This window comes from Vibrio sp. Vb1574, assembly GCF_033338675.1.
The window spans coordinates 1-1,061 of the sequence record NZ_JAWOTC010000439.1; the positions used below are offsets into that span (position 1 = coordinate 1).

A 1,061-nucleotide genomic window follows, 5' to 3' on the forward strand; every position below is an offset into this window, starting at 1 on the left:
GCAGCATTACGTGGTGGCATTCCTGTTTGTTGGCCTTGGTTTGGCCGTATTGCTGCACCAGCTCATGGCTTTGCGCGTACATCCGAATGGGAATTGGTTGAGCACCGCGAAAATGAAAATGGTGTCATCGTCGAGTTGGCACTGTTCCCAACCGAAGAAACACATCAAATTTGGCCACACATGTTTGATGCGCGTCTTCTTGTCGAAGTGGGTGAAGAACTCAAAGTAACGCTGAAAGTTCTTAATATCGATGATGAAGCTTGGACGTTCTCAGGCGCATTACATACTTACCTAAACGTGGGCGATATCAAACAAGCGCAAACAACAGGTATGGGCAATGAGTACATCGACAGCTTGAAAAATAGCGAAGTGTGTCAGGGTGGTGAGGTTCTTCAACTGACTGACACCATCGATCGCGTATACACGCAACCAGAAGCTCAAATTTTAGTGAAAGACCCTGTTCTTAACCGCACGTTGAGCGTAGCGAACCGCGGCCACAACTCCGCAGTACTATGGAACCCGTGGGCGGAAGGTGCACAAGGGATGGGAGACATGGCTGACAATGGCTATGAAACCATGCTGTGTGTGGAATCTGCCCTTCATGCACCAAGTATTGAAGAAGGCAAGACTCTTGAGCCAGGCGAGAGCTACGAGCTCGTCACAGTGATTGCTGCCCAATAATCTTCCTAGGCCGGCTCATCCGGCCTTTTTTTGAAATCATTTCCGTTCTTCCTCGGTCACTTTCTAACTAACTCATTGGTTATCTGAGTTTTTTGACAATTTAATTAATAGATATCAAAAAAATTATTCATATAAACCGATAGCATGCCGATACAAAACTCATAAGTTATAAATATATCAGGAAGACATTCCATGTTAGAAAAGTACAGAAATCAAAGTGTTGGCTTTCAACTAAAGCTAGTCATCACTTTGTGCCTAGTAATTGCCTTTTCCAGCATTGCTGCGCTCGTTTATCGAAACGCATCTGGCGTGCTGCTAGAAAGTACGTTGAAAGAACATCAATCCAAAGTCGAGTCGATGGCAAAAACCATTGCCGGTCA

Annotated in this window: 2 protein-coding genes; both read left to right on the forward strand. The window is 45.1% G+C overall.

From position 1 onward, the window contains the following. Nucleotides 1-681: D-hexose-6-phosphate mutarotase (locus tag R7O12_RS26720; protein ID WP_318127092.1), on the forward strand; the 681-nt coding region annotated here is incomplete at its 5' end. Between the two features lie 192 nt (nt 682-873). Further along, a partial coding sequence (locus R7O12_RS26725; protein ID WP_318127093.1) for a hypothetical protein occupies nt 874-1,061 on the forward strand: 188 nt, incomplete at its 3' end.